Origin of the sequence: Pseudomonas sp. D2002, assembly GCF_013385735.1 — a bacterium.
Classification (GTDB): Bacteria; Pseudomonadota; Gammaproteobacteria; order Pseudomonadales; family Pseudomonadaceae; genus Aquipseudomonas.
In genome coordinates, this window is the sequence record NZ_JACAPL010000005.1 from 198,390 (window position 1) to 221,759 (window position 23,370).

21 protein-coding genes and 1 pseudogene are annotated in these 23,370 nt (G+C 61.0%); 4 read left to right on the forward strand and 18 right to left on the reverse strand.

Features of this window, described 5'->3' with window-relative positions; all coding sequences use genetic code 11:
- Positions 1-46: 46 nt before the first annotated feature.
- The 4 genes and pseudogenes from HX783_RS11550 to HX783_RS11560 all read right to left on the reverse strand — a co-directional run bounded on the left by HX783_RS11550 (position 47) and on the right by HX783_RS11560 (position 3,411).
- Positions 47-937 carry an amino acid ABC transporter substrate-binding protein gene (locus HX783_RS11550; protein ID WP_177016960.1) on the reverse strand — a complete coding sequence of 297 codons (891 nt, stop codon included), beginning with the start codon at positions 935-937 and terminating at the stop codon, positions 47-49.
- A 117-nt stretch (positions 938-1,054) separates the two neighbouring features.
- A complete protein-coding gene (locus HX783_RS30255) occupies positions 1,055-1,627 on the reverse strand; it encodes a methyl-accepting chemotaxis protein (RefSeq protein WP_371317675.1) in 573 nt (190 codons plus the stop codon).
- A gap of 18 nt (positions 1,628-1,645) precedes the next feature.
- A pseudogene (locus tag HX783_RS30260) lies at positions 1,646-2,374 on the reverse strand (PAS domain-containing protein); the annotation flags it as partial.
- A gap of 167 nt (positions 2,375-2,541) precedes the next feature.
- Entirely contained in the window at positions 2,542-3,411 is an 870-nt protein-coding gene (locus tag HX783_RS11560) for a LysR family transcriptional regulator (protein WP_177016962.1), read from the reverse strand.
- A gap of 96 nt (positions 3,412-3,507) precedes the next feature.
- Between HX783_RS11560 and gstA the strand changes: the two genes are divergently transcribed.
- Positions 3,508-4,110, forward strand: coding sequence for a glutathione transferase GstA (gene gstA, locus HX783_RS11565; RefSeq protein WP_177016963.1), 603 nt, complete (start codon positions 3,508-3,510; stop codon positions 4,108-4,110).
- Between the two features lie 140 nt (positions 4,111-4,250).
- Here gstA and HX783_RS11570 read toward each other — a convergent pair whose 3' ends face one another.
- The 9 genes from HX783_RS11570 to HX783_RS11610 all read right to left on the reverse strand — a co-directional run bounded on the left by HX783_RS11570 (position 4,251) and on the right by HX783_RS11610 (position 15,216).
- The gene (locus HX783_RS11570) at positions 4,251-5,645 is read right to left on the reverse strand and encodes an aromatic amino acid lyase (RefSeq protein ID WP_177016964.1); all 1,395 of its coding nucleotides are present in this window, start codon (positions 5,643-5,645) and stop codon (positions 4,251-4,253) included.
- Positions 5,642-6,646 carry an ornithine cyclodeaminase family protein gene (locus HX783_RS11575; protein ID WP_177016965.1) on the reverse strand — a complete coding sequence of 335 codons (1,005 nt, stop codon included), beginning with the start codon at positions 6,644-6,646 and terminating at the stop codon, positions 5,642-5,644. The genes HX783_RS11570 and HX783_RS11575 overlap by 4 nt, the downstream gene beginning before the upstream one ends.
- An 88-nt stretch (positions 6,647-6,734) precedes the next feature.
- Entirely contained in the window at positions 6,735-7,664 is a 930-nt protein-coding gene (locus HX783_RS11580) for an aliphatic sulfonate ABC transporter substrate-binding protein (protein WP_177016966.1), read from the reverse strand.
- A 131-nt stretch (positions 7,665-7,795) separates the two neighbouring features.
- Positions 7,796-8,809, reverse strand: a complete 1,014-nt coding sequence (locus HX783_RS11585; protein WP_177016967.1) for an ABC transporter substrate-binding protein — start codon at positions 8,807-8,809, stop codon at positions 7,796-7,798.
- 134 nt (positions 8,810-8,943) lie between these two features.
- The gene (locus tag HX783_RS11590) at positions 8,944-11,580 is read right to left on the reverse strand and encodes a TonB-dependent receptor (RefSeq protein ID WP_177016968.1); all 2,637 of its coding nucleotides are present in this window, start codon (positions 11,578-11,580) and stop codon (positions 8,944-8,946) included.
- A gap of 241 nt (positions 11,581-11,821) precedes the next feature.
- Positions 11,822-12,760: a FecR domain-containing protein gene (locus tag HX783_RS11595; protein ID WP_177016969.1), complete on the reverse strand. Its 939-nt coding sequence runs from the start codon at positions 12,758-12,760 to the stop codon at positions 11,822-11,824.
- Positions 12,757-13,266 carry a sigma-70 family RNA polymerase sigma factor gene (locus HX783_RS11600; RefSeq protein WP_177016970.1) on the reverse strand — a complete coding sequence of 170 codons (510 nt, stop codon included), beginning with the start codon at positions 13,264-13,266 and terminating at the stop codon, positions 12,757-12,759. Before HX783_RS11600 ends, HX783_RS11595 begins: the two co-directional genes overlap by 4 nt.
- Positions 13,267-13,485: 219 nt before the next feature.
- Positions 13,486-14,277 (reverse strand): phosphate/phosphite/phosphonate ABC transporter substrate-binding protein, encoded by a 792-nt coding sequence (locus HX783_RS11605; protein ID WP_177016971.1) that lies wholly within the window; start codon positions 14,275-14,277, stop codon positions 13,486-13,488.
- Between the two features lie 9 nt (positions 14,278-14,286).
- Positions 14,287-15,216 carry a fatty acid desaturase gene (locus HX783_RS11610; RefSeq protein WP_177016972.1) on the reverse strand — a complete coding sequence of 310 codons (930 nt, stop codon included), beginning with the start codon at positions 15,214-15,216 and terminating at the stop codon, positions 14,287-14,289.
- Positions 15,217-15,517: 301 nt separating this feature from the next.
- Between HX783_RS11610 and HX783_RS11615 the strand changes: the two genes are divergently transcribed.
- Both HX783_RS11615 and HX783_RS11620 read left to right on the forward strand, forming a co-directional pair.
- Positions 15,518-15,949: a GNAT family N-acetyltransferase gene (locus HX783_RS11615; RefSeq protein WP_177016973.1), complete on the forward strand. Its 432-nt coding sequence runs from the start codon at positions 15,518-15,520 to the stop codon at positions 15,947-15,949.
- A 66-nt stretch (positions 15,950-16,015) separates the two neighbouring features.
- Complete coding sequence (locus HX783_RS11620) at positions 16,016-16,834, forward strand: class I SAM-dependent methyltransferase (RefSeq protein ID WP_159959340.1); 819 nt, start codon at positions 16,016-16,018, stop codon at positions 16,832-16,834.
- 136 nt (positions 16,835-16,970) lie between these two features.
- On the opposite strand, the gene def is transcribed toward HX783_RS11620, so the two are convergent.
- From def to HX783_RS11635, 3 genes are all read right to left on the reverse strand, one after another.
- Positions 16,971-17,510 (reverse strand): peptide deformylase, encoded by a 540-nt coding sequence (def, locus tag HX783_RS11625; protein ID WP_177016974.1) that lies wholly within the window; start codon positions 17,508-17,510, stop codon positions 16,971-16,973.
- Between the two features lie 3 nt (positions 17,511-17,513).
- Positions 17,514-18,464: a YihY/virulence factor BrkB family protein gene (locus HX783_RS11630; RefSeq protein WP_159959344.1), complete on the reverse strand. Its 951-nt coding sequence runs from the start codon at positions 18,462-18,464 to the stop codon at positions 17,514-17,516.
- Between the two features lie 170 nt (positions 18,465-18,634).
- Positions 18,635-18,820 (reverse strand): CsbD family protein, encoded by a 186-nt coding sequence (locus HX783_RS11635; protein WP_177016975.1) that lies wholly within the window; start codon positions 18,818-18,820, stop codon positions 18,635-18,637.
- A gap of 198 nt (positions 18,821-19,018) precedes the next feature.
- Between HX783_RS11635 and HX783_RS11640 the strand changes: the two genes are divergently transcribed.
- Positions 19,019-19,396: a hypothetical protein gene (locus HX783_RS11640; protein WP_177016976.1), complete on the forward strand. Its 378-nt coding sequence runs from the start codon at positions 19,019-19,021 to the stop codon at positions 19,394-19,396.
- A 73-nt stretch (positions 19,397-19,469) separates the two neighbouring features.
- On the opposite strand, the gene fadD1 is transcribed toward HX783_RS11640, so the two are convergent.
- On the reverse strand, positions 19,470-21,161 hold the full coding sequence (gene fadD1 / locus HX783_RS11645; RefSeq protein ID WP_177016977.1) for a long-chain-fatty-acid--CoA ligase FadD1: 1,692 nt from the start codon (positions 21,159-21,161) through the stop codon (positions 19,470-19,472).
- 384 nt (positions 21,162-21,545) lie between these two features.
- Positions 21,546-23,234 carry a long-chain-fatty-acid--CoA ligase FadD2 gene (gene fadD2, locus HX783_RS11650; RefSeq protein ID WP_177016978.1) on the reverse strand — a complete coding sequence of 563 codons (1,689 nt, stop codon included), beginning with the start codon at positions 23,232-23,234 and terminating at the stop codon, positions 21,546-21,548.
- Positions 23,235-23,370 lie beyond the last annotated feature (136 nt).

The following is a 23,370-nucleotide window of genomic DNA, read 5'->3' on the forward strand; positions in this document are numbered from 1 at the left end:
CCTGGCGCCCGGGAGCAGATCTGCTCCCGGGCTTACTCAAAGAACCTTACAGCGCCTGACCCGGCTGATCCGTCGGGGTGCTGAACATCTGCCCCATCTGCGCTGAAAAGGGCACATTCACATTCAGCGTCTTGGTCGCAATCGGCGATTCAAACCACTTCCCATACAGTGCCTTGGCTTCCCCCGAGGCCATCAAGCCCATCAGGGTCGAGTCCACCGTGCGTTTTAATGCAGGGTTATTTTTCGGCATGATCAGCCCCAGGTGTTCCACCACCAGGACGTCCTTCAAAAACTGATAACGCGCAGGCTCAGCCGCACTCGCCATCAGCGGGGCCACTACCACCTCGTCAAACACCAGGCTGTCGGCTTGGTTATCGACCAGCAACTTGAAGCCCTCGGCGAGGTTTTTGGCAGGCACCTTTTTAAGGCTCCAGCCTTCGCGCTGCTCAAGTTGCTTGACCACCTCCCCAACGGTGGTGCCCTCGACAATCACCACGGATCGGCCATTGAGTTCCTTCAAGGTGTCGAGCTTCTCGCCCACCCGGGAAACCACTTTGATCGAGGCTGCAAAGGTTGAAACGCTGAAATCCACCTGCTTCTGGCGTTCCAGCGTATTGGTGGTAGAACCACACTCCAGGTCCACCGAACCGCTGCTGACCGCGCTGATACGGTCTTTGAAGCTCAAGGGTTTAAAGCTCAACACCAGTTCATCAAGCTTGAGGTTTTTCTTGATGTCACTGGCGATACGCCGACACAGGTCGATGGAATAGCCAACCGGTTCACCGGCGCCGGGTTGATAAGAGAACGGCAGGGCCTCGGCCGGGTAACCAATCACCATGTGTTTTGTTGCGTGGATTTTTTCCATGACGGCATCGTTCGCGGTCACGCCGGCTGACAGCATGCACAGCGACAGGCATAAGGCACCTTGCAACTTCATAGCTCTTCCTACTCAGTGATTAAACCTGAGCCTTATACGTCCCCCCCAGGAACCACTCTGTAGGCCTAATCGCAAAGCTCGCTGGCGGCCCGGCGCCGACAGCGAGCCACACGACGTCTACTGCAACTGCAGCGTCGAATTGAACTGGCTGATCGCGTCCACCACATGCCGCGAGCCTTCCTGAATTTCCAGGATCACCTGCCCCGCTTCATTGGCCAGCTCCACGCCGAGCCCGGTGCGGCTCAAGCTCGATTGCATGCTCGACACCGCGCTCAGCGACAGGTCATGGTTCTTGCGCACCACGTCGACAATCTCCACCGTCGCCTGGCTGGTGCGTGCCGCGAGGCTGCGCACTTCGTCGGCCACCACCGCAAACCCGCGCCCGTGCTCGCCGGCCCGCGCCGCTTCAATGGCCGCGTTGAGCGCGAGCATATTAGTTTGCTCGGCGATGCTGCGGATGGTTTGCACGATGGCACCGATGATGTCCGACTGCTTGCTCACCGCATCAATGCTCTGCGCCGCCTGGTTCAGGTCGTGGGAGATTTCTTCGATGATTTGCACCGTTTGCTGCACCACCTCCGAACCTTTGCGCGCGCAGGCGTCGTTTTGTACCGAGGTGGCGTGGGCCGAATCGGCGGCGGTGCGCAGGGTGGTGACCTGGTCGGTGATGTCACTGGCGAACTTCACCACTTTGTACAGGCGCCCGTTGGCGTCGAAGATCGGGTTGTAGGACGCCTCCAGAAACAGGGTTTTGCCGTATTTGTTTTTGCGCTCAAAGCGATGGGAGTGGTATTCGCCGCGGTTGAGCGAGGCCCAAAAGGCCTTGTACGCCGGTGACTCAACGTCGGCGCGATGGCAAAACATGCTGTGGTGCTGGCCGATGATTTCTTCGCGCGAATACTGCACGGTGCGCAGGAAGTTATCGTTGGCGTTGATGATCTGGCCTTGGGGCGTGAATTCGATCACCGCCATGGAACGGCTGATGGCGTCGATCAGGCTCTGGTTCTCGTGTTCATGGTGGACCCGCGCGGAAATATCCGACGCCACTTTGATCACGCTCTGCACCTGGTTTTGGCTGTCCAGCACCGGCATATAACTGGCTTCCAGCCACACCTCCTCACCCCGCTTGTTAAGGCGCATGAACGTGCCGCTGAGGGCTTCACCGCGCGCCAAGTCACGCCACAACTTGGTGTAGGCCTCGGTGTGGGTGTAGGCCTCTTCGCAAAAGACCCGATGATGTTTGCCGCGAATCTCCTCGACGTTGTAACCCATGGTTTTGCAGAAGTTGTCATTGGCGTCGAGAATCACGCCGTTGCGGTCGAACTCGATCATCGCCATGGAACGGCTGATGGCGGCGAGTTTGGCGTTGGCTTCGGTGAGGGCACAGGAAAAGCGTTCGATTTCTTGCAGGTCGGATTTGTGATGGCGGTTGAACATGATCGGATCACCCTAGATTCCCGGCGCCTGAACAGGCGCATTCCATTCTTCAGTTGGCTATTGCTGGCACACCTTCAGGGGAAAAAACCATCCGAATCGCTTTATATGCCAAGCGTCATCAACGGTTCTGGGTGAGCATAGACAGGGGTTGGCGCTATGCAAGGCCGCTAGTCAGCAAGCATTTTTAACAATGCATTGACCGCAGCGGAAGGCGCAAGGGTTGGGGAACCAACCAAGGCAAACTCACGGTGCAACGGCACCGTCAGCGGCATTACGCGCAGGCCGGTGCGCTGGGTCGGCAAGGCCATTTCCGGCACCAATGTGACACCCACACCTTCGCGCACAAGGCTGTAGGCGCTGCTCCATTCGCGCACTTCCACGCGGATATCACCCAGGCTCAGCCCGGCAGCGGCGGCCAGGCTGCGGGCATTCGCGGTACAGCCGCCGGTGGCCAGCACTAAAGGTTGTTCGAGTAATTCCTCAAGCGACACGCTGGCATCGGCCGGGCGCTGCGCCAGTGCATGGTCCGTCGGCAGCACGGCCATCCACAGGTCGCGGCCTAAAACCGTGGCGTTGTGCTCGGGCTTGGGGTTGAGCACTACGCCCAGGTCGATCAGGCCCGCGTCGAGCAAGGTGTGCACTTCGCTGTCCGTGACCTCCAGGGTGGTCACCTCGATACCCGGGTTCAACTGGCGAAAACGCTGCAGCAACGGCGTTAGAAACGTCGCCAGCACCTTCGGGAAACTGGCGATGCGAATGTTCCCACGCAGCAGCGGGCGGGCTTCGTCGACCGTTGTGCGGATGGTTTGCAACGCGCCCATCATCACCCGCGCCTGCTCGATCACACTCAGCCCCAGCGCAGTGGGCAACGTCTTGCGCGGCTCACGGGTAAACAGCTGCGCACCCAGCGTCGCCTCCATGGACGCCATGGCCTGGCTCGCAGCGGACTGGGTCATGCCGACCTGTTCGGCTGCCGCCGTGATGCTGCCGTGATCGGCCACGGCCACCAGCAAACGCCAGTGCATCAGGTTCATCATGGCAGTAGCTGTCCTTATGGGAGGGGGCTGAAGGTTTAATTTTACCCACGGTGTCATGCCCGTGAGACTGGCGCAAATCCAACGGAGCCGCCTTAGATGAAACTGTATTTTTCCCCGAATGCCTGCTCGCTCGCGCCGCATATCGTCCTGCGTGAACTGGCCTTGCCGTTCGAACTGGTGCGGGTGAATAACCAGGCTAAAACCTTCGCCGACGGCGAAGACTTCCTGCAGATCAACCCCAAAGGCTACGTGGCGGCGCTGCAACTGGACAACGGCCAGGTGCTGACCGAAGCCAGTGCGATCCTGCAATACCTGGCCGACTTGAAACCCGCCGCCGACCTGGCCCCGGCCAATGGCAGTTGGGAACGTGTGCGCTTGCAGGAATGGCTGAATTTTATCGCCAGCGAGATTCATGGTGGGCTGGCGATTTTCTTTAATGGTGCGATTCAGGGGGATGTGCGAGCGATGTTCCTGGCCACGTTGTACAAGCGCTTTGCGATTCTGGTGCAGACGTTGGAGGGCCAGGATTATCTGTTGGGCACGCAGTACTCGGTGGCGGACGCGTATTTGTTTGTGGTGCTGCGTTGGGCCGGGTTTCACGACATTGATTTGCAGCAGTGGCCGGCGTTGGCGGCGTTTCAGCAGCGGGTTGGCGAGCGGCAAGCCGTAATCGAGGCGCTGGCTGCCGAAGCCGCATGACCTGAAATGCGATTAAACATGTGGGAGCGGGCTTGCTCGCGAATGCGGTGGGTCAGTCAGCACATGCATCAACTGATACACCGCATTCGCGAGCAAGTCGAATCGTCGCACCGCCGCTCCCACAGTTGATCTGCTTCGTTTCAAAGAAAGGGTTTCAAGTTGCCATCGGTGATGAAGGCACTCAACGCCAACACATCCACCGACCCCGACCGATCCTGATCCAGAGGCGCCACCTGGCTGCGCACCGCACTATGAATCTGCTGTGTGCCCTGCCCCAATCGCACAGCGCCACGCAAATCCACCGCTTGCGCAGCGACAATCAGTTCAATGCTCGCCAACCACAACACCCGCTCGGTCAAACGGCGGGTTTTGTCGACCACGGCCAACGCCTGCCCGGCGTAGTCTTCGACCCGATCCGCCACCGGCACGCTCACAGCAGGCAATGGGTTGGCAAGGTGGCCGATCTCCGCGACCAACGCCGAGCTGGTGCGCTGCAAGGCGGCCATGCCGACGTGCCCCGGCTGCGTGGTCAAAAAGCGCGGCAAGTCGCTGGACGCCGGTGACAGCAATTTGGCAATGCGCTCAGCACTGCAGGCCGCCACGCGACTGAGCGCCAAGCCCACGCCTTCAGCGGCCAGGGCCATGTGCGTGCTGTCGAAATTGGCCGTGGCCACTACCCGCGACGCTTCGCTGATCAACGCCGGGTTATCCGCGCCGCTGCGCAATTCCAGCTCGACCAACTCATGCAGTTGCTGCAACGTCTGCTGCGCTGCACCCTGCACAACGGTGGCACAGCGAAAGCTCAACGGGTCTTGCAAGCGGCGCGGGCTGCCCGCCAAATCGCCGCCTTCAAGCAGGTGCAACAACGCCGCCGACTGCTCGCTTTGCCCCGGCGCCGGGCGCAAGCGTGAAGCCCACGGCTGGAACGGGCTGAGGTTGGCCCGATAGCCTTCACACGACAACGCCAGCGCCGCCAACACCGCCTGCAACACCTGCTGCACTTGCGCCACCAGCAACGCGCCCAGCCCGACACTTGCCGCATTCGCCGACACCAGCGCCAGGCCGTCCTTGCCGGTCAACGGCACCGTAAGCGCCAAGCTCAGGTGAGCCAGCGGCGCCAAGTCACTCTCGCCCAACGAGCCGAGCAACGGCACCTCGGGCTCGACGCCGGAGTTAAGCAACGCCAGCAGCGCCTCTGCCGTCGCCAGTGAAATGCCCGAACGGCCCTGAGCCAACCCGGCCAAACGGGCGGCGGTAATGGCGCGCAACTCCTGACGATTGGCCAGGCGCCCGACGCCCACCGCACGTCCCAGGGGAATGTTGGCCTGCAACGGCGTCACCGAGGTATCCACCGCCGCTCCGAGACCGGTGGTCACGCCATAAATCGGCGTGCCCTCGGCCGCGAGTTTCAGCAGCAACTGGTGGCCTTCGTTAATACGCTGACGCGCCTGCGAAGTGAAATTCGCTGGCCTGTCGTGCCGGGCAATCGCCAGTAAATCCGCCAATGTCAGGCCTTGGGAGTCGATGAGAATCACGCCCAGCGCAGCCGCTGGCCGATCCCCAGGCGCTTGGCTTTTTCCAGCAGCGCATGGCCCAGGGCGATATCGCTGAGGCTCAAGCCGCGGTGCCAGAAGAGGATGGTTTCTTCGGGGTTTTCACGGCCGCTCTTCAGGCCGGCGACAATCTGCCCAAGCTCGGCGTGCAGGGTGTCGGCGCTGAGTTTGCCGGCGTCGACATGGGCGCGCAGTGCGCCAAACATACCGCCTTTGCACTGGCCCCAATCGTCCACCACCACCTTGCTCATGATGTCGGTGAGCGACAATTCCACCGCGCTCATGGTGCCGTAAGGCACCACAAAGGCACCGGGTTTGATCCAGTCGGTGCGCAACAATGGTTCAGGCTGATCCAGCCGCGAGGCCTCGACCACAATGTCGGCGCCGCGCACGGTGGTCTCCCAGTCTTCGGTGACGATGACCGGCTTGCCCAAGTCGCGACGCAGGCGTTCGGCGAAGGCTTCGCGGCTTTCGCTACGACGCGAATGCACGCGGATTTCCTCGAAGTCGAACAGGTGGTCGAGCAGCCGCACATTCCAGTACGCCGTGCCGCGCGCGCCGATATGCGCCAGCACTTTACTGTCGGGCCGGGCCAGGTATTTGGCGCCGATGGCAGTGACGGCGCCGGTGCGCATGTCAGTGATCGCCGAGGCATCGAGGATGGCCTTGGGAATGCCGGTGGCCGGGTCCAGCAGGTTGAGAATCGCCAATTCCGAAGGCAGGCCCTTGCGGTAGTTGTCGACAAAGTCGCCCACCACCTTGACCCCGGCGTAACCGATGTCGCCACCGAGCACACCACGCAACACGTTGAAGTGGCCATTGATCTCACCGCCAGGGATCAGGTGCGTGCGCGGCTCGATCACCGCCTCACCCCGGCCCTGAATGCCCAGGCTGGCTTCGATGGCGCTGAGGATTTCATCGTTGGAAAGGTTGAGTTCGTCGATGTCCAGGCCGTTGAGAAAGTCGATGTAGATCGGTTGCATGTCTGCTCACTGATAAAAGTCGGTTGGGACGCTGTAACTTGTGACAGCGGGGCTTCCTGTGGCGAGCGGGCTTGCCAGGCCACAAGGCCTACGGGGCCTTGAACACGATCTGCTGCACATTGACCTTTTTCGGGATCAGGCCATTGGCAAAAAACAGGTCGGCGGTGCGTTGCTGGTTGGCGACGTCGACGGCTTCCAACGGGCGAATCGGCGCCGGTGAGCGGTGTTCGAAGTAGCTTTTGACCACCGCCGGTGGCAGGCCCAGGGTTTTGGCCATCAGCGCGATGCTTTGCTCGGGTTGGTCCAGGGACAGGCGCTGCGCCTTGGCCAGGGTCTTGATGATCGCGCCGACCGCCTGCGGGTGCTGCTTGGCAAACGGGCTGCTGACCACAAAGAAACTGCCCGCCGGGTTGAGGCCTTGGCCGTCACCCAGTACGCGCGCAGAACCGTCGACCACGGCCGCCGAGTAGTACGGGTCCCACACCACCCAGGCGTCGACTTTGCCCTGCTCAAACGCGGCACGCCCGTCGGACGGCGACAGGTACACCACGTCGACATCCTTCCACTGCAAACCGGCGCGCAGCAGGCTCTTGAGGAACAGGTTATGCGCGCTGGAACCCTTGAGCAGCGCGACGCGCTTGCCCTTGAGTTCGGCCACGCTCTGGATCGGGCTGGCTTTGGGCACCAGCACCGCCTCGGTCTTGCCCTCATTCGGCTCGACCGCGAAGTACTGTAAATCAATGCCGGCAGCCTGGGCGAAGATCGGCGGGATGTCGCCGATATTGCCGATGTCCAGGCTGCCGCCGTTCAGCGCTTCGATCAGCGGCGGGCCACCGAGGAATTCGATCCACTGCACCTGAGTGCCGGGCAGCGCCTCTTCGAACAACTTGTGCTCGCGCGCCAGCACCATGCTCACCGAGCTTTTCTGGTAGCCGATGCGCAAGGTGGAAGGTTCGGCGGCCGAAACCGCTGCCGAAAACACCATTGAAGCCAGGATCACGCTGAAAAACTTAACCATCTGTGTCACCTCTGATCGCTCCCACGCTCAGCGTGGGGATGCATCCTGTGACGCGCCGCGTCACGACTTTAGAGCGGGACGCGGAGCGTCCCTGGTGGCATTCCCACGCGGAGCGTGGGAACGATCAAGCATCAAAGGGCGGCTTTGACTTTGGCCGCCACGTCCGCCGGCACCCATTGCTGCCAGACGTGCGGCTGCTCTTTGAGGAACGCCAGCGCGACTTGGCGCGGCTGCTCACGCTTCTCGCTCATCTGCGCGAGGATGCCGTTGAGCAGGTCAATCGGCAGGTCGACTTTTTCAAAGAAAGTCACCAGTTGCGGGTACTGCGCCTTGAACGGCGCCGACACGCCAATCGCCAGGTGCGCGGGCATCGAGCGGGTGCCGATGGGGTGCGGGTTGTTGGCGTCGGCCAGGGTTTTCCAGGCTTCGGCGTTGAACGGCGGCTCTTCCAGTTTGATCAGCTTGAAGCGGCCGAGCAGCGGAGTCGGCGACCAGTAGTAGAACAACACCGGTTTGCCACGGCGGATCGACGAGGCCACTTCGGCGTCCAGCGCCGCGCCGGAGCCGGTGCGGAAGTTGACGAAGGTGTCGGTCAGGCCATAGGCCTTGAGCTTCTGGCTGTTGACGATTTCCGAGGTCCAGCCGGTGGGGCTGTTGAGGAAGCGGCCTTCGCTTGGGTCTTCGGGGTCGCGGAACACGTCCTTGTAACGCGACAGGTCGGCCACCGACTTGAGGTCCGGCGCCAGGGGCTTGATGCCGCGCTCGGCGTCGCCCTTGATCACGTATTCCGGCACCCACCAGCCTTCGGTCGCGCCTTTGACGGTGTCGCCCAGGCCGAACACTTTGCCTTCGCCCTCCGCCTTGACCCACGCCGGACTGCGCCCGGCCCATTCTTCGCCGATCACTTGGATGTCGTCCTTGGCCAGCGCGGCTTCCAGGCTCACGGTGCTGCCGGGCAAAGTGTCGGTGGGCAGGCCGTAGCCTTTCTCGACAATCAGGCGCAGCACTTCGGTGATCAGGCTGCCACTTTCCCAGGTGATGTCGCCGAAGTGGATCGGTTTGATGGCTTCGGCGGCGGGCGCTTGCTGGGCCAGGACAGCGAGTGCCAGCAGCGAGCCACCGAGCAGTTTTTTAATTGTTTTCATGCAGAACCTCGTGGTGATGATCGTTCCCACGCTCCGCGTGGGAATGCAGCCCCGGACGCTCTGCGTCCAACAGGTGACGCAGAGCGTCACAAGAGGCACTCCCACGCAGAGCGCGGGAACGATCGGTGAGCGGGTTAAAAGTCATAACTGAGCCGCGTGTAGTAAAACGCCCCTTCCGGCGCGGTCGGTGACAGGTAGCTGTATTGCTGGCCCGGCGTCTGGCGCAGGCGGCTGTTGAAGTCGTCGGGTTTGCTGTCGAACAGGTTGTTCACGCCCACCGACACGCGCAGTTGCTGGGTGAAGGCGTAGTTCACGTCGAGGTCGGTGGTCCATTGCGCACTGAAGACTTGGTCGTATTGCGCGTTGGTCTCGCTGGCCGCGTATTTGCGGTATTTGCCGTAGCGCGTTTGGTTGAGGGCGATGGTCCATTGGTTGAGCCTGTGCACCGCGCCGAACACCAGTTTGTCCTCGGGGTAGCCGTGCTCGATAAAGCCACGGGCTTCGCGGGTCAGCACTTCGAAACCGTTGGGGTTTTCGTGGACTTTCTCAATCGTGGTGCGCGCCTTGGTGTAGCCGGCCGACAGCGCCAGGTCACCGAACTGCGCGAGGTCCAGGTTGTACTTGCCGACGATGTCAACGCCGCGGGTGCGGGTGTCGGCGGCGTTGGTCATGAACTGCGCCCACGAGTACTGGCCGTAGCCGGCATTGGTGAGGATCTGCTCGGCCAGCGGCCCGGAAATGCCGCCGCTGAACAGCAGGCGATCACGAATCGAGATTTGATAGGCGTCGATGGTCAGTGAGGCATTTTCGGCCGGTCGCAGCACCAGGCCCAACGAGTAGTTGGTCGACTTCTCCGGCTTGAGCGGTTGCGCGCCGAGGGCACGGGCCGCCGGGTTGTCGGCCGGCAACATGCGCGTCAGCACTGGGTTGCCGTTGGCATCGAGGTTGGTCGTGGTGGTCCACGAGGTGCCGATCTGCCCCAGGCTTGGCGCGTGATACGCGTTGTTGACCGTGGCGCGCACGCCCACTTGCGGGGTGAAGTCATACCGCGCCGAGAGCTTGCCGGTGGTGGCCGAGCCGAAGTCCGAATAGTGCTCGGTGCGCCCGGCCACGCCGACTTGCAGCTTGTCGGTGACCTGGTTTTCGAGGCCGAAATACACGCCGCCCACATCACGTTTAAACGTGCCGGCGTCGTCCGGAGTCAGCCCGGAGGCTTGCACCGCGCCGACTTGCACGCCATCGATACCGCCGTAGGAATAGGAGTCGTAGTCGCCGGCTTCGAGGCGATATTGCTCGTGCCGATAGGCCACGCCCGCCGAGACGGTCAGCGGGTGGCTGGACCAGTTCACGTCCAGGTCTTTGGCGTAATCGAGGGTGATGTTGGTCTGGTCGTTGACCAAGGTCGCGACGTTGAATTTGGTCGGGCTGTTGGCGCCGTAGCTTGGGTTGACCGTGTTGAAGGCCAGCTCGTCGTGCTCGTCGCGGCCATAGGTGGCGCTCAGGTCGAAGCGGCCAATGCTGTCGTCTTCATAGCGCGTGCCGAGGGTGATGGCGCCGTCTTCGTAGCGATAGCGGTACTTGGGAATCGTGCCGCCGGGGTAGATCGACGCAACGTTGTTCGGGCTGCTGGCCAGCAGCGGCGGCGTGTTGTTCACCGAAGTGTCCTGGCCGAAGGTGGCGAAGCTGTAGACGCGCCATTGGTCGTTCAGGCCGATCTCGGCGTTGGCCGCCAGGTTGTATTTGTCGCGCCCGGCGCCGCCCCAGCGTGGGTCTTGCACGCGGCCGTCGGCGACGTACTTGTCGCCAATGTCGTCGGGCTTGTTGTTCAGGGTGTTGAAGCTCAAGGTCAGGAAGCCGTCGCCCGGCAGGCCAATGCCGTACCAGCCATCGGTGGTTTTGCTGAAGCCGTCGCCTTGGGCGTATTTGCCCAGTTGCGTATTGACGCCGCCGCCGCTGTCGCGCTCCTTGAGCACTATGTTGACCACCCCGGCCACCGCGTCGGAACCGTACTGCGCCGAGGCGCCATCGCGCAGCACTTCGACGTGGTCGATGGCGCTGATGGGGATCATGTCGAGGTCGACCGGCTGCGCGCCAATAAACGGCACACCGCCGGAAATATTCACCACCGCCGAGGTGTGGCGGCGCTTGCCATTGATCAGCACCAACGTCTGGTCAGGCGACAGACCCCGCAACGAAGCGCCCTTGGGGTCTTGCCCACGGGTGGCGCTGTTGTTCTGCGGAAAGTTGAACGACGGCAGCAGCTGGAACAACGCCTGGTTGAGGCTGGTGGCGCCGGTTTGCTTGAGTTCTTCGGCGTTGATCACGTCGACCGGGGCGCTGCTGGTCAGCGCGGTGGCGTTGCTGCGCCGGGTGCCGATGGCGACCACGCGGTCGAGGGTCGGCGCCTGCGCGGCGCTGGTCTGCGCCTTGACGCTGCTGGTGGCGCCTTTGGCTGCGCCTTCCTTGATGATGAACGCGCCGTCCGGGCTGACTTGCACTTGCAGGCCGGTGCCCTTGAGCGCGGCGTCCACCGCCTGATGCGCCGACAGCGAACCGTCGACCGTGGCCGAGGAATAATTGCCCAGTTGCGGCGTAAAGGAGATCACCTGGCCGCTTTGGCGGCTGATGTTCAGCAGCACTTCATCCAGCGGGCCGGGTGCAATGTGGTAGACCTGGCGCGCGTCTTCGGCGCTGGCGGCAAACGAGAAAAACAGGCTGGCCAACGGCACCAGGGCAAAGGTTCGAAGCGGTACACGGTTGATCTGATTCACTTTGGCTCCCCCCAAGGAAACTCGAGAACGCTGCTCCCCGCAGCGCTTACGGGAGTGATGTGGGTTGGTGGGGGCAAAACTTGCAGATCGTTTGGTTATGTCCTTAGAACCCTCTTTTAAAGTGAAAACCCAACCCCTGTGGGAGCTGGCTTGCCTGCGATCGCATCGACTCGGTTCAACTGTGAGACCGAGTTGTCTGCATCGCAGGCAAGCCAGCTCCCACATTGACCGAGGACGTCCGTCAGGCCGCATTGATGGTCACCCACAACCCGGTGCGGCGGGTGATGTGGATCGGCAAGGTGCGCGCCAGGGTGTCGAGGATTTGCTGCGGGTTGTCCAGCCGATACAGGCCGCTGACGCGCAGGCCGGCGACTGACGGATCCAGGCGCAACACGCCACTGTGATAGGGCCGCAATGCGTCGATGACTTCGGCCAGCGGGCGGTCGCGCACTTGCAGGAAGCCGTCGACCCACGCGGTGGCGCTGGCGGAACTGGCCTGCACCGGCCCGAACCCGGCGCGGTCGTAATGCACTGCATGCCCGGCGGCGAGTTGCAGGCGCTCGCCGCTGTGGCTGTCGATTTGCACGGCGCCGTTGAGCGCAACGACCTGGCCCTGCCCTTCGCGCTCGCGCAGCAGCAAGCGGTTGCCGTAGGCGCGCAATTGCGCCTGCGCGGTCTGGATCAAAAAGGGTCGGTTGCGATCACTGGCAACCTTGGCCAGCAACTCGCCTTCGCGCAGGCGCACCAGGCGCCGTTGCGGGTCGAACTGGATATCCGCCGCGCTTTGCGCGTTGAGCAGCAACTCGCTGCCATCGGCCAGCGTGACGGTGCGACGCTCGCCGGTGCCGGTGCGGATATCCGCCGTCAGCTCGCAGAGGCCCAAAGGTTTGTTCAGCAGTGCGGCGCCTATGGCCACGCCCGCGCCCGCCAGCGCGATCTGCAACACATGCCGGCGGCTGGAAGGCGCCTCCAGCGCCTGCTGCAAGACTTTGCCGCTGACGCCTTGACCGAGCGGCACTTGGAATACGCCCAGGCGCGTTTCCAATTGCTGGCACAAGGCGTCATGACGCGGGTCGGCGGCGCGCCATTGGTGATAGCGCTGCCAGTCCGCCGCCGTGGCGTCCCCCGAGCGCAGCAGCACGTACCAGCGCGTGGCGCTGTTGATCAGTTCGTCGTTCATTCCAGGCACAGCCGCAGGCAACGGTTGAGGGCACGGGCCATGTAGTCGCTGACCGAACGCTGGGAAATGCCCAGTTCGGCGGCGATCTCGGGGTAGGTCAAGCCATTGAGTTGCGACAGCAGGAAAGTGGCCTTGACCTTGGCCGGCAAGCCGTCGAGCAACTGGTCGATGGCCTGCAGGGCTTCAAGCATTTGCGCCAAGTCTTCGGGAGACGGCGCGGTGCAGGTTTCGTCGTTGTCCAGGGCGTCGAGGTAGGCGCGCTCCAGGTCACGCCGGCGCCACAGCTGGTACATCAGGCGTTGGGCGATGGTGGTGAGCAAGGCACGGGGCTGACGGATCGGCAGCACGCCCGGCGAACTCAGCAGTTGGACGAAGGTGTCGGCGGCGATGTCTTCGGCGTGTGCACGCGAATCGAGGTGGCGGTGCAAACGGCTGCACAGCCAGTCGTAATGACTGCGGAACAATCCGCCCACGTAATCGCTGTGAGAAGTGTCGGCGCCGGACATAGTGGCTCCATCTGAGTAGGTTGCGCGTTATGTCCGGTGTTCCGGTGGAGCGATCCTAGCAAGGCTGCTTATTCTTTAATAATATTTAAAAAGTATTTTTATATAACCGATCGTTCCTACGCTCTGCGTGGGAATGCAGGCTCTGACGCTCTGCGTCAGTGCTTGAGAGGGTGACGCGGAGCGTCACGGGGGGCGTTACCACGCAGAGCGTGGGAACGATCAGCGCAGGTTGGGGTAACCCACGCTGGCGGCGTGTTGCTGGTAGGCCAACAGAACCTGATAGTCGTCTTCGCTGGCGGGCAGCACTTCTTGGATGCCCAGGGTTTCGACGACCTGCGGCAAATCCTGCAACGCCAGGTTCATCGCCTCACGAATCTGCGCCACCTGTTCGTCGCTCAACTGCAGCGGCCCGATGTAGGGCAAGGTCGGGCTCGGCGCGCTGTGGGTGACGATGCGCAGCCCCGCCACTTCCCGCGGGGCGAACCGCGCGAGGTAGTCGTAGGTGACGCTGTCGATGGCGGCGAGGTCGGCGAGGTTTTCGCGTAGCCAGCGCAGGCTTTCGCGGTGGGCGCCGCTGCTGTCGATGCTGGCGAAGAAACGCCCGTCGCGCTGCAACGGCGCAAGGCGTTCGCGCAGCAGGTTCATGCCGCTGTTGGAGTCGTGGCCGTTGATCACGCCGCGGCTGTTGTAGAAGTCGGCCAGGGCGGTGCGCGGGTTGTCGTCGCGGGTCAGCAGCAGGCTGCAATGCTCGCCGTTGCTGCTGTGGGCCAGCTCGTAGCGTGGGCGACCAATCACGCGCACCTGGCCGCGCAGTTGGGTCATCAGCGGGTAGCCGCAGGTTTGCGTGACGAGCAGTTCGGGCGCCAGCCACAGGCCGTGCAGGTCGAGGTGGTCAGCGTTGCGGCGGGTCAGGTTCAAGCGCTCGAAGATGCGCGCCAGCCATTGCTGGTTGGCCTGCTGCACCGCTGCGGGAGCCACGTACATCAGCAGCTCGGCGTAGTGTTCACTCATGGTCGTCTCTCACGCAAAAGGGTGCCGCGGGCTGTCGATGGCCTTGAGGCCGTTGCGACTGATCAACTGGCCGTAACCTTGCACCAGGAAACCGCCGCTGCGCGCCACCCATTGTTCGCGGCGCGCGTGGTAGACCGTGGGCAGCAAGTACCAGGGCAGTTTCGGCAAGTCGTGGTGCACCAGGTGCAGGTTGTTATTGAGGAACAGCCAGGTCCACGGCCAGGACGCTTCGTTGAGGACGGTGCGCTGTTCCGGTTGCAGGTGCGGGCGGTGTTCATAGTAGGAACGGATCGACGCCAAGGACAAGGCCGGCGCGGTGACCAGCAGCAGGTAATGCCACACCGGCAAGGCGCTGTAGTGGGCGATAAAGCTGAGCATCAGCAGGGTCACGGCGCCGTGGCACACCCACATCGGCCACACCTGTGGCAGGCGTCGAAACTCATGCCGGGCCAGGCGGCCAATCGCCAAAGGCGCGGCCAGCAGGAAGCGGCCCAATACGGTTTTGGTCAGCCAATGCACACCGCGTTTAAACAGCGCGCTGTTGTCCCATTGGGATTGATTGAGGTAGCGGCTTTCCGGGTCGATGCCCGGCAGCGTCAGGTCTTCATCGTTGTGGTGCAGCAAGTGGCTGTCGCGGTACAGCGTGTAGGGATACCACACGGCAAACGGTGCATAGCCGAGCAGTTTGTTTACGAGAAGGGAACGGGTGGGATGGCCGTGAAGCAATTCGTGTTGCACCGACAGCCACAGCGTCACCAACGGAATCAGCAACAGCGTGCTCAGCCACACGCCCAGCCAGGGGCTGGCGAACATCACGCTGAACCAGCCGGCATACACGCTGATCAGCACAAGCCAGGTCGGCCATTCGGTTCTGGCAGTAAAACTGTGCGCCAGGGCTTCGATTTCCCGGCGATGGGTCAGATCAAGGTAGTTGGCCATCGGCAGCTCAGAGCAGGTGTTTCCTGCTCTGTGTAGCGAGACCCGAAAATCTTGCAGATCGTTTGGTTCTAAGCTTGTAACTCAGTGACCGAACAGGCCTGTCTCGGTTTTCTTGGCTTTCTTGTCAGCGCGTTTTTCATCGGCGGTTTTTGCCGGTTTCTTCTTCGCGGCTTTCTTTGAATCCATACCTTTGGCCATGATGCATGCTCAACTGAAGGGGATGTAACACTGGGTATACCACCTATTGCCCCGCAGAACGCGCTTATAATTCTCGGCCCTTGAAACCGCTGGCTTGAAGAGCATGCCCGAACTGCACATTGAACCGCTGGCAGAGCCGCTGTGGCCGCTGCTGAACAAGTTTTATCGCCGCCATGATTCGTCGATGAAGGCCATCAAAGGTGGGCGTTTATGGGTGGCGCGCGACGGTGAAATTGTGGCCGGGCTGTGCCTGAGCCCGGTGGTGGGTGGGCAGTGGCTGACCGGGGTGTTTGTCGACCCAGCGTATCGTGACCAAGGGTTGGCGGCGCGCTTGATTCTGCAGGCGGTCGCTGACGTGGAAGGGACCGTCTGGCTGCTGTGCCATCCGGATTTGGAAGCGGTGTATCAGCGCATGGGGTTCACTCAAGACACGCTGTTGCCGCAGTCCCTCAGCGAACGGTGGGTGCGCTACAAACGTAACAAGCCAATGATTGCCATGGGGCTTATAACCAACGCAAAGGTCGACCTCGGATAATGTGTGATCGGCCGGTAGAACGCCCATGCTAGCCTCGACGGCACAGTGGCCTCTTACAGGATGATCATGAAAACGACGCTTGCAGCTCTGTCCCTCACCGCCCTCCTCGCTCCCACGTTCAGCCAGGCAGCCGACGCGCCGATCAGCGCCAAGCAGTACGCCAGCGTGCTCGCCGGCAGTTGGCGCGACCCGGCCAACAGCGCGCGTGACGGCTATCGCCACCCGCAGCAGACGTTGGAATTCTTTGGTTTGGGCGCCAGGCAGACGGTGATCGAGATCACCCCGGGCGGCGGCTGGTACAGCGAAGTGCTGGCGCCGCTGCTCAAGGATCAAGGGCATTACATTGCCGCCGTGCAGGCCGCGAGCAGCAGCGCTTACGCCGCGACATCCGAACAGAACCTGAAAAAGAAATTCGCCGCCGACCCTGCGCGTTATGCCAAAGCTCAAGTGGTGGAGTTCGACCCCAAGGCTCCGGTGTTCGGCAAACCGGCTTCGGCCGACAGCGTGCTGACCTTCCGCAATGTGCATAACTGGGTTGACGCGGGCACCGCACCGGCCACCTTCAGCGCGTTCTACACGGTGCTCAAGCCCGGCGGGGTGCTGGGCGTGGAAGATCACCGCGCCAAGGACGGGGCGGATCTGCAAGCCATCAAGGACAGTGGTTACCTGACCACCGCGCAGGTGGTGAAGCTGGCGACAGACGCCGGGTTCAAGCTGGCGGGGCAAAGCGAGGTGAACGCCAACCCGAAGGACACCAAGGATTATCCGGGTGGGGTGTGGACGCTGCCGCCGGCGTTGAAGCTGGGCGAGCAGGACAAGGCCAAGTATTTGGCGATTGGGGAGTCGGATCGGATGACGTTGCGGTTTGTTAAACCGGCAAAATAGTTCGATTTGAAATGCTAACCAAATGTGGGAGCGGGCTTGCTCGCGAATACGGAGTGTCAGTCACAGGCTATGTCACTGATACACCGCTTTCGCGAGCAAGCCCGCTCCCACATTTGGATCTCATTAGGCCTGAAAGCTATGCGTCCGCGTTCGGATCCATGTCCGGAAACATCACTTCGATAAACCCGAACTTGCTGAAGTCGGTAATCCGCGACGGGTACAACCGGCCGATCAGGTGATCGCATTCATGCTGCACCACCCGCGCGTGGAAGCCTTCGGCGATGCGCACAATCGGTTCGCCCTTAGGGTCGAAACCCTCGTAGCGAATCTGCTGATAACGGTCCACCGCACCCCGCAGGCCGGGCACGGACAGGCAGCCTTCATAACCTTCTTCCAGCACCGGGCTGAGCGGCGTGATCAACGGGTTGATCAGGATAGTCTGCGGCACCGGCGGCGCGTCCGGGTAGCGTTCACTGGCCTCGAAACCAAAGATCACCAGTTGCAGGTCAACACCGATTTGCGGTGCGGCCAGGCCGACGCCGCCGACGTGTTCCATGGTCTGGAACATGTCATCAATCAATTGCCACAGCTCAGGGCTGTCGAACATCTCGGGCGGAACCGGTGGCGCAATGCGCAGCAGGCGCTCGTCGCCCATTTTCAGGATTTCACGGATCATCAATCAGACTTCGTCAGTTAGGGGCTTGGAGTGGTCCCGGCCGAGGCCTGAGACGTGCTGTTTTTCATTCGTATCCGAATGCTCATCAAACTCCTTTTCCCCGGGGTCCTTGCCTTCCGCCGACATGTGTTCGATCACGGCATTCATCTCCGCGCCCAGCAGCAATACGGCGGCGGAAATATAGAAGTACAGGAGCAGGACGATGATCGCACCGATACTGCCATACATGGCGTTGTAGTCGGCGAAGGTTTTGACGTAGTAGCCAAAACCCAGGGAGGCGATGATCCACACCACCACGGCCAGTACCGAGCCTGGAGTGATGAAGCGGAATTTCTGCTCCACATCAGGCATCACGTAGTACATGAGGGCCACGGCGAACATCAGCAGAATCACAATCAGCGGCCAGCGCAGGATGGTCCATAAGGTGACCACGAATTCCTGCATGCCGATCTGCCCGGCGAGCCATTCCATCACTTGCGGGCCGAGCACCATCAATGCAGCGGCGGCCAGCAGCATGCCGGCAATGCCGATGGTGTAGAACACCGACAGCGGGAAGCGCTTCCAGATTGGCCGGCCTTCGACGACGTCATAAGCGGCGTTCATCGCGCTCATCATCAGGCGCACGCCGGCGGAGGCGGTCCACAACGCAATCACGATACCGACGGACAGCAAGCCACCCTTGGATTGCTGCAACTGGTCGATCACCGGGTTGACCTGCTCCAGCGCCTGGGGCGGCAACACCAGTTCCGACTGCATGCGCAGCCAGGTAAAGAAGTCCGGCAGGTGCAGAAAACCGATCAGGGCAATAAGGAACAACAGGAAGGGAAACAACGAGAACAGCATCTGGTAGGCCAGTGCCGAGGCATAGGTAGGCATTTCGTCATCGACGAATTCCGTGACAGTGCGCACCAGCACTTTGTGCAGTGGCAAGCCTTGCAATACCGGAAAAATCATAGCGTCTCCTTTCGCCGCAAAAGGGTTGAGGTCGTGGGCGACTCAGGGGCCGTTTTCTACATCAAAAGTAGCCTACTTGGCGACTTTGAAACAATTACCAGATTTTAGTTGCAAGCGACGACATAAAAACGGCCATCCGTGGATGGCCGTTTGGCTGCGCGTTGGCAGGCTTACTTGGTCGCTTTCTTTACCGCGTCCTTGGTATCGCCTACTGCTTTTTCAACCTGGCCTTTCTTCTCTTGCACTAGGCCTTCAGCGCGCAGCTTGTCGTTACCGGTGACTTTGCCAACACCTTGCTTGACGTTGCCAACGAGCTCGTCTTTCAAACCTTTTGCCTTATCCGATGTGCTGCTCATGGTATTTCTCCTGGAACAATCGAGGTTTTTGGTCATTACGTAGAGATTGACCCGAGGCCGTTCGGCAGAGTTTCAATTATTTTTCAGCGGGCATTTCATCGCCGCGTGCAGGTTTGGCTTTATGTTTTGCAGCCAACCCACGAGAATGCCCGGCACATTCAGGCTATAACGCTGAATAACAGATCCCGTAGGAAGGTTATGAAACTCAATAAAGCACAGGCCATTGCCCGCAGAAACCTGGAACTGGGCGGTGCCGTACTCGGCGTCAACAACTGCCATTTCACCGACCTGGACCGCAAGCGCAACATCTGGTGGTTCGACCTGCCGGTGGGCCGTATTGCCGTGGGCCAGTACGAGTGGATTCACCTGTTGATGCACAACGCCGAGTCCGACCAGCTGCTGCACTTGAAGGTGCCGACGGCCTATCTGCGTGAAAAACTCGAAGGCTTGGTGGTGCGTAATGCGGGCAAGCGCAAGCCGGAGATCACCCTGGAGTTGAGTGCGGACAAGGATTCGTTCCTCAAGGATGTGCGCCCGACGGGTGCCGGGGTGAGCTTCACGCAGTTTGCCCTGTAGGAATGCAGAGCAAAATGGATTGCATTTCAATCCTGACATTAAAAAACCCCGCAATCGCGGGGTTTTTTATGGGTTACTTTTTCAGGCCCAACTTCTTCAATTCTTCATCGCGCAACTCACGCCGCAGGATCTTGCCCACGTTGGTGGTCGGCAGCGCATCACGGAACTCAACGGCCTTGGGCACCTTGTAGCCGGTGACGTTGGCGCGCATGTGTTCCATCACCTGGTCCTTGGTCAGGGTCGCGCCTGGCTTGACCACGATGAACAGCTTGATGTGCTCCCCGGACTTGTCATCCGGCACGCCGATGGCCGCACATTGCAGCACGCCCGGCAGGCCCGCCAGCACGTCTTCCAGTTCGTTGGGGTAAACGTTGAAACCGGAGACCAGAATCATGTCTTTCTTGCGGTCAACAATGCGCATGTAGCCGTCGGGCTGGATGATCGCGATGTCACCGGTCTTCAACCAGCCTTCGCTGTCGAGGATCTCGGCGGTGGCGTCTTCGCGCTGCCAGTAGCCTTTCATCACTTGCGGGCCTTTGACGCACAGCTCGCCGATCTCGCCCAGGGCCAGCTCGACGCCGTCATCGGTGATGACTTTGCACACGGTCGACGGCACCGGAATGCCGATGGTGCCGATCTGGATATTCTGGATCGGGTTGACCGTCGCCACCGGGCTGGTTTCGGTCATGCCATAGCCTTCGCAGATGTTGCAGCCGGTCACGTCTTTCCAACGCTCGGCGGCTGCCAACTGCAACGCCATGCCGCCCGACAGCGTGACTTTCAGCGCGGAGAAGTCCAGCTTGCGGAAGCCTTCGTTGTTGCACAGCGCCACGAACAAGGTGTTCAAGCCGACAAAGCCGCTGAATTTCCACTTCGACAGTTCCTTGACCATCGCCGGCAAGTCGCGCGGGTTGCTGATCAGGATGTTGTGGTTGCCGATCAGCATCATCGCCATGCAATGAAAGGTGAAGGCATAGATGTGGTACAGCGGCAGCGGCGTGATCAGGATCTCGCAACCTTCATTGAGGTTGGAGCCCATCAGCGCCTTGCACTGCAGCATGTTGGCGACCAGGTTGCGGTGGGTGAGCATCGCGCCCTTGGCCACGCCGGTGGTGCCGCCGGTGTATTGCAGTACGGCGACATCGCCGCTGGCCGGGCTGGCATCGTTGACCGGTTGGCCATGCCCCTTGGCCAGCACATCGTTGAACTTGATGGCCTTGGGCAAGTGGTACGCCGGGACCATCTTCTTCACGTACTTGATGACGCTGTTGATCAGCAGGCGCTTGAACGGCGACAACAGGTCAGCGACTTCAGTGACGATCACGTGCTTGACGGCGGTCTTGGGCACGACTTTTTCAGCCAGGTGCGCCATGTTCGCCAGGCAAACCAGGGCCTTGGCCCCGGAATCATTGAATTGGTGTTCCATTTCCCGCGCGGTGTACAGCGGGTTGGTGTTGACCACGATCAGGCCCGCACGGATGGCGCCGAACACGGCAACCGGGTATTGCAGGACGTTGGGCAGTTGCACGGCGATTCGATCGCCAGGCTTCAAGTCGGTATGTTGTTGCAGGTAGGCGGCGAAGGCGCCGGACAATTCGTACAGCTCACCGTAGGTGAGGGTTTTGCCCAGGTTGCTGAAAGCCGGTTTGTCGGCGAAGCGCTGGCAGGACTGTTTCAGTACCGCCTGAATATTCTGATACTCGTCTGGATTGATGTCTGCAGCAATCCCGGCGGGGTACTTATCCTTCCAAAAGTCTTCGTTCATGGAAGCCCACTCCTCAGCGACGCGAATTCATCATCGCATTTGATGCGATTATTATTGGTGTATGTTTTTTTAGGTGAGTCTGGCGCTTTCAAGCAGGCCGAGAAGTCACAAAGCGCGCCGAGAGTAGCAGCTTTGCCAAGGGCCGCCTAGAGCCAAAAGAGGGCCCTACAGTCATAATCATGACTGTCCTACAATATTTGGTCACACTTTAAACCAGGGTAAAATCCCCCAGCAAAACGCTCTGGAATGGGCCTTCAGCACAATAAATAGCAAATGTGGGAGCGGGCTTGCCTGCGATTTCGGTCTGTCAGTCAATACATCCAGTGACTGGAACATCGCTATCGCGGGCAAGCCAGCTCCCACATTTTTTAAGCGCATTGCATATCAGGCGATGTCGCGCAGCTCCCTGCGCAGAATCTTGCCCACCGGCGTCATCGGCAACGAATCACGCAACACAATGTGCTTGGGCACCTTGTAGCCGGTGAAGTTGGTCTTGCAGTACGCCTTCAGCTCTTCAAGGCTCACACCTTGCGTACGCGCTACCACAAACAACTTCACCGCCTCCCCGGTGCGTTCATCCGGCACGCCGATCACGGCGCAGTTGGCCACCGCCGGGTGCGCCATCACCACATCCTCGATCTCGTTGGGGTACACGTTAAAGCCCGAGACGATGATCAGGTCTTTCTTGCGATCGACAATGCTCACAAAGCCATCGGTGTCGATCACCGCGATGTCGCCGGTTTTCAGCCAGCCTTCGGCGTCGAGGGTCTCGGCAGTCGCGACCGGCTGCTGCCAGTAGCCCTTCATGACCTGCGGGCCTTTGATGCACAGCTCGCCGCGCTCGCCCAAGGGCAACTCATGCCCTTCATCATCGATGACTTTCATCGCGGTGCCCGGCACCGGAATACCGACGGTGCCCAACCGCGACTGGCTGCCGTACGGGTTGGTGCTGGCCACCGGCGAGGTTTCGGTCAGGCCATAACCTTCGCCAATGGAGCAACCGGTCAGCGCCTTCCAGCGCTCGGCCGTGGCCTTGATCAGCGCAGTGCCGCCAGAGTTGGTGATCTTGAGGTGGGAAAAATCCAGGGTCTTGAAATCCGGGTGGTCCATCAGCGCCACGAACAACGTGTTAAGCCCCAGCAGGCAGGAGAACCGCCACTTTTTCAGCTCTTTGATAAAGCCGCCGATGTCGCGCGGGTTGGTGATCAGCACGTTGTGGTTGCCGGTGACCATCATGCACATGCAGTTCGCCGTGAAGGCATAGATGTGGTACAGCGGCAGCGGCGCGATCATCACCTCCTGCCCTTCCTTTATCAGCGGCTGGCCGGCGTCGCTGACCTGGGACATGCACGCCCGCGCCTGCTGCATATTGGCGACGAGGTTGCCGTGGGTGAGCATCGCGCCCTTGGCCAGGCCGGTGGTGCCGCCGGTGTATTGCAGCACGGCGATATCGTCCAGTGTCACCGGATGCCGGGTCAGGCCCTGCCCCGCGCCCATGCGCAAGGCGCGTTTGAATGACACCGCACGTGGCAGGCTGTAGGCCGGGACCATCTTCTTGACTTTGTCGACCACGGTGTTGATCAGCCAGCCTTTGGCGGCGGGCATGAAGTCGCCCATCCTGGCTTCGATCAGGTAGTCGATCTCGGTGTCGGCGCACACTTCCTGCACCCGCGAACCGAACAGGTTGAGGTAAACCAGCGCGCGAATGCCGGCATCCTTGAATTGGTGGCGCATTTCGCGCGGGGTGTACAGCGGGTTGGTGTTGACCACGATCAGCCCGGCGCGCAGGGCGCCGAACACCGCAATCGGGTAATGCAGCACGTTGGGCATCTGCACCGCGATGCGCTCGCCCGGCTTGAGGTCGGTGTGCTGCTGCAGGTAACCGGCGAACGCCGCACTCTGGCGCTCAAGCTCGGCGTAGGTCAGGGTGATGCCCATGTTGCTGAACGCCGGACGGTCGGCAAAGGCCTTGCAGGACCGTTCGAAGACTTCGATCACCGACTTGTACGTGGTGAGGTCGATGTCATTGGGAACGCCCGCCGCGCGTTTGTCATTCCAGAAATCAGGTTGCATTATTCTTGTCCTCTTACCTGAGTGTGTCCGACCGCTGCAGTTATAAAAACGCATCTATAAAAAGCGGAGCTTTGGGGACGTTAGCAGCTATGGCCAAACAGGCAAATACATCCAACTGTGTCATTTATTGTATGAA